At 37.1% G+C, this 5,477-nt stretch carries 3 protein-coding genes and 1 pseudogene; all 4 read right to left on the bottom strand.

The window, feature by feature from the left end:
- Window positions 1-265: 265 nt before the first annotated feature.
- Window positions 266-2,625, bottom strand: a pseudogene (locus AMS59_RS01170) (penicillin acylase family protein).
- 135 nt (window positions 2,626-2,760) lie between these two features.
- A complete protein-coding gene (locus AMS59_RS01165; protein WP_053481935.1) occupies window positions 2,761-3,516 on the bottom strand; it encodes an exodeoxyribonuclease III in 756 nt (251 codons plus the stop codon).
- A gap of 55 nt (window positions 3,517-3,571) precedes the next feature.
- Window positions 3,572-4,486 (bottom strand): UDP-N-acetylmuramate dehydrogenase, encoded by a 915-nt coding sequence (gene murB / locus AMS59_RS01160; RefSeq protein WP_053481934.1) that lies wholly within the window; start codon window positions 4,484-4,486, stop codon window positions 3,572-3,574.
- A gap of 234 nt (window positions 4,487-4,720) precedes the next feature.
- On the bottom strand, window positions 4,721-5,026 hold the full coding sequence (locus AMS59_RS01155) for a helix-turn-helix domain-containing protein (RefSeq protein ID WP_053481933.1): 306 nt from the start codon (window positions 5,024-5,026) through the stop codon (window positions 4,721-4,723).
- Between the last annotated feature and the right edge of the window lie 451 nt (window positions 5,027-5,477).

Genomic DNA, 5,477 nt, shown 5'->3' with positions numbered 1-5,477 from the left:
TATTGGCAAAGTGGTAACAAAAAAATCCTTTTATCGCTCAATAATAAACTTATTTTTTCCTAATCAACACGCCTGATGTTTTTATTTAAATTGCTACTCATTCATATAAAAGCAAAAAAGCTATCACTTTTATGTGATAACTTTGGCATGTTCTTGTGATAATGAAATTATGGTGACATATTAAACAAAGTGGAGTTTAATAAGGCATGCTGAGAAACCATGTTTTCTTAATATAAAACCCTATAGATTCTTATAGCTTCTCTTCCTACTGTGCTTTTAATCGCAACGTTTTACCTTTAATATCTTCTTTTCTCACAAACGTTTGATGATAATTTCCATTGGCCCAATCCATTACTTGATCTTGATACCAAGCAGATTTTACATGTCCACTCTGTCCGGGACCAACGATATGAAAGGCTGAGCTTAAATCACCAACATCTACAACAAAACGCCATGATGCCCCGTGATCAACATTACCAGCTAAATCATTATCAGCAGCCTGAACAGTAACCTTTGAACCACCAATAGGAACCTTTTTAGCATTAAAGTATGCTGCAAGAATTGGCGAAGCTTTACCTAATGTATGGTCAAAGGTAAGCTGATGGAAGTTACCCCATTTCCATTTTGATACGTTTTTTCCGAATTGATCTTCTATTTGTGCGACAGTGAGCTCTAATGCCTTGTAAACTGTTGCATCGACTCCACCCTGCTCCTCAATCCATATGCTCTTGTTACCTGCATAAGCTGTACGTAAAAGCTGGTCTGTAATATTAAATTTCCCATACATTAATTCATACATATCTCCCGGCATCTGATCCTTAAATAACACTTCCTGTAGCTTTTCCATTAATGTATGGAACACTAATGGTGCCCCAGAATCCTTCGCATCTACCATATCCCATTTCTCTAATAATTTAATAACATCTTTATATTTTCCATCCCGATCTTGTGCTTTTATCGATGTTAATAAAGATGGTAAAAACTCACGAGCATATAAGTTATGCTGATCCATTTGTAAATTCATCATATCTTCCACTGTTAAAGAATCATTCGCCGCTAAAACTTCCTTAATCCGTTCAAAACGATAAGGCTGTGCCCAGAAATCTGTTATATGATAAGGATATTCTTCTCCAATGACTTCGTTATTCGCTGTTGCAATAAAGCCTTCATCTGGGTTTACTACAGTCGGCAGCTTATCCCACGGGATATAGCCCTCCCACCCATATTCACTAGAATCACCCGGTACCGGTAATTGCCCGGCCCCTTGTTTTCGAATCGGAATTTGACCATTCGCTTTATAAGCAATTGTGCCATCCTTTGATGCAAAAACAAAATTTTGAGCTGGTGCCTTAAAATCCTCTAATGCTTTTTCAAATTCACTCCAGGATTTTGACTTATTAAAGCCTAGCACTGCACGTAGTTCTGTCGTTGGTTGCAGTGCCGTCCACTGCATCGAAAATTGCGCTGTAGGCTCAGTATCTTTAAAAGCTAAATCTGTCATGATTGGGCCATGACGTGTGACAACGACTTTAAAATCTACCATTTCTCCATCCTTTACCTTAATCGGTTCATTACGCACCTCTGCTTGCTCCCACTTACCATCATAGCGAAACTGTGTTGGATTATTCGGATTTGGTATTTCAATATATAGATCCTGTACATCAGGTCCAACATTCGTTACACCCCATGCAATGTTATCATTGTGGCCTAAAATAATGCCCGGAATACCCGCAAATATTACGCCACTCACATTTTGTTCAGGAGATTGTAGATGCATTTGATACCAAATAGATGGTGTACTCAATCCTAAATGTGGATCATCCGCTAAAATTGGCGTACCGTTTTTTGTTTTCTTCCCTGATACAACCCAGTTATTACTGCCGTTAAATTCATTTGGCAACAGGTCTGTCTTAAAATGCCCTGCCACGGCTACTGGATTCTCTTTATTTGCCTTGAGAATGGATGAAGCGTTTTCAGGATACTTTATAAATAATTCTTTAGCTTTTTCTTCACCAAAGTTTTGTAAAGCCCAATGACGGAACGCAAGCGTATTCCAATTACCCCCTAAGTCATAGGCCATATATTTACCAATAGTAAGAGAGTCTACAACGGACCATTCCTCCGGTTCGTAGCCTAGTAATGCAAATTCATAGCTTAATGTATTATTTTTCTTAGCCTGTGCAATAAAAGCATTGACGCCATCTGCAAACCACTCAAGCACCTGCCTACTATCTGCATCATAGGTAGATAATGATTTTTCAGCTGCATCACGCAAGCTAAACGTTCGGAAATGTTTATCAGTATCAATAGTTGCCTCACCGATTATTTCCGACAAACGACCACTAGCTTGTCTTCGCGCTAAATCCATTTGAAACAGTCGGTCTTGTGCTTGAACATAACCTTGTGCCCGATACAAATCTGCATCCGTCTTTGCAAAAATATGAGGGATCCCCTTGTCATCCCTTGTGACAGTTACATCTTCATCTAGCTCAACGAAAGCTCTCCATCAATTACTGGCTTTGATTTATTCATAAACCATGTAAATCCGATAAATGCGACAATAGCTAGTACAGCTAAAAATCCTGCAATAGCCAGTAACCACTTTTTCCATGTAAACTTTCTCACATCTCAACCCCCTTTTTGCAATATATTCTTTCACCCGCTTTCAAATCCTTTTAAAAGATTTAAAATTTAATGTTTATTGCATTGCATTATAAAAAAAATCGTATTTCTTTTTAGAAATACGATTTTTTATAGATACTAGTTATTAAGCTGTAGTTCGATTGGACAATGATCACTGCCCATAATTTGTGAATGAATACTTGCCACATTTATGTTATTTTTTAGTCTTTCAGAAACAATAAAGTAGTCGATACGCCATCCGATATTACGCTCGCGTACTTTATTCATATAAGACCACCATGTATAGTGGTCTATTGTATCTGGATGCATGTGGCGGAATGAATCCACAAAACCACTTGCCAATAGCTCCGTCATTTTTTCACGTTCTTCATATGTAAAACCTGAATTACCGACATTAGACCTCGCATTTTTTAAATCAATTTCCATATGTGCAACATTTAAATCACCACAGTAAACTATAGGTTTCTTGGAATCTAGCTCTTTTAAATATAGCGCTAATCGATCCTCCCATTTTAAACGAAGAGGTAATCTCGCTAAATCCCGCTGTGAATTTGGGGTATAAACATTCACTAAGTAAAAATCTTCATACTCTAGTGTAATAATTCTTCCCTCTTCTTGCGATTCATCGTCACCAACGCCATAACGTACTGCGAGTGGGGTATGTTTTGTAAAGATGGCTGTACCTGAATAACCTTTCTTTTGTGCATAATTCCAATATTGCTCATATCCCTCAAGAGAAATCTCCACTTGTTCAGCCTGGCACTTTGTTTCTTGAATACAGAAAAAATCTGCATCTACATGATTGAAGAAATCTAAAAACCCTTTACCTAAGCATGCTCGAATTCCATTAACATTCCATGATATAAACTTCATTTTCTGTTTCACTCCTCAAAAAACGCCCTTCACCATTGGCGAAGAGCGTAGTATCCTATAAGTCGTCACCAACGATTTTTACTTCTGTTTCTAAGTCGATGCCAAACTTTTCTTTTACTACTCGTTGTACCATTTGGATTGTTGCAATATATTCAGTAGCCGTTGCATGACCTTTATTAACAATAAAGCCTGCATGCTTCGTTGATACTTCTGCATCACCTACGCCTTTTCCTTGTAAGCCACTATCTTGAATAAGCTTGCCAGCAAAGTGACCTGGTGGGCGTTTAAAAACACTCCCTGCAGATGGGTATTCTAACGGCTGCTTAGATTCTCGCTGAAACGTTAAATCAGCAATTTTTGCATCAATTTCTTCCTGTACACCTTTTGCTAATTGAAATTCGGATGATAATACATAATACCCCTTCTTAGCAATGATACTTTGACGATAACTAAGTTCAAGCTCATCTTTCGATAATATTAAAATTTCGCCTTCTTTTGTTAACACTTTCGAAGAAATAATAATATCCTTAATTTCACCGCCATATGCACCTGCATTCATTGCCATAGCTCCACCAACTGAGCCAGGGATACCACATGCAAATTCAAAACCTGTTAAAGATGCTGCCGCAGCCAGTTTTGATACATCCTTAATAAGTGCACCGCTTTGCGCGTAAACATGGTCACCATTAATGCGAATCTCATCTAAAAATGAAAATGTAACAACGATCCCTCGATGACCGCCATCACGAACGACCATATTAGATCCATTACCTAACATTAATAAAGGTATATTATTCTTATGGGCATAGCGAATAACCGTTGCTGCTTCTTCCTCTGTTTCAACGAGAACGAAAACATCCGCTTTACCGCCTAATTTTGTCATAGTATATTGCTGTAATGATTCATCTAACTTAATATTGGCTGGATTAACGCTCTGTGCTAAATCCGCCACCCATTGTTCTTTTGTCATGAGAGCTAATTCCTTTCTAACGTCCTTCTTACTCTACACTAGTATGGATTTAGAACCCTGATTTGACAAGTAAAATGAAGGTTATTTTATTTTTTATCTCGCCTTAACGGGTAGCGAGAGTCCCTGCAGAGATGATGAATATGATAAAGAAAATTCATGGTCATTAGTATTACATATGTCCAATGTTTATCTATCCATCAGAAATTTCGAGACAGGCTTCACCGACTTCACAATTTAAAGCCAGCTCGTTGCCCATGATTCGATATTGCGAATTGCTCCTTCTAATGCCCAACCTTTATCCGTCAAAGAATACTCAACACGCACTGGTACCTCTGAATAGACTTTTCGTTCAACAAGCCCTTCTTTTTCTAGCTCTTTTAAACGTTCGGATAATAAACGACCACTTACAGGTAATGAAGATTCTATCTCATTGAAACGCTGTGGTCCGTCTAATAATTGATATAAAATTAGCCCTGTCCAGCGTTTTCCAATTAAATCCATTGCTTTAGCTAAACGAGGACATAAATTTGACTCAGTCATTTTTTTCACCTCTTATGTACTCTATTGTAACGATTATTATTAAAAAAGTAAATTTGAAGTAACTTATTTACTATAGGTAATTTATTTACTATTTATTATTTTATTACTAAATGTAACTGTGGTTGTTTTTCATTTTCGTCCTTTCCTTTTGATACAACATCATATACAAGCTAATGATGGCATAAAAATTAGCCATGGCCGCCCGATCAGAGAGTAGTCATGGTGGCTTACTATTGAATAAAAATAGGTCACTTACTTCTATTATAAATGCACATGATTTTATTATTATGACTACTTCTATTGTTGTACTCCTTTGTAGATGAAAAGTTACAGTACTTCAATTCGTAATATTTTACCATTTTTTCTAAAAACTCGGCTCATCACCATAACTTGGGGTTGACCATCAATAAATTTCCATTAAAGTATAGAAAAAAAGTGAAAACTCACGTAT

The sequence above is a fragment of the Lysinibacillus sp. FJAT-14745 genome (assembly GCF_001275675.1).
Taxonomy (GTDB): domain Bacteria; phylum Bacillota; class Bacilli; order Bacillales_A; family Planococcaceae; genus Lysinibacillus.
Note: the sequence above shows the minus strand (reverse complement) of the source record. Positions and strands in the feature narration are given on the sequence as shown.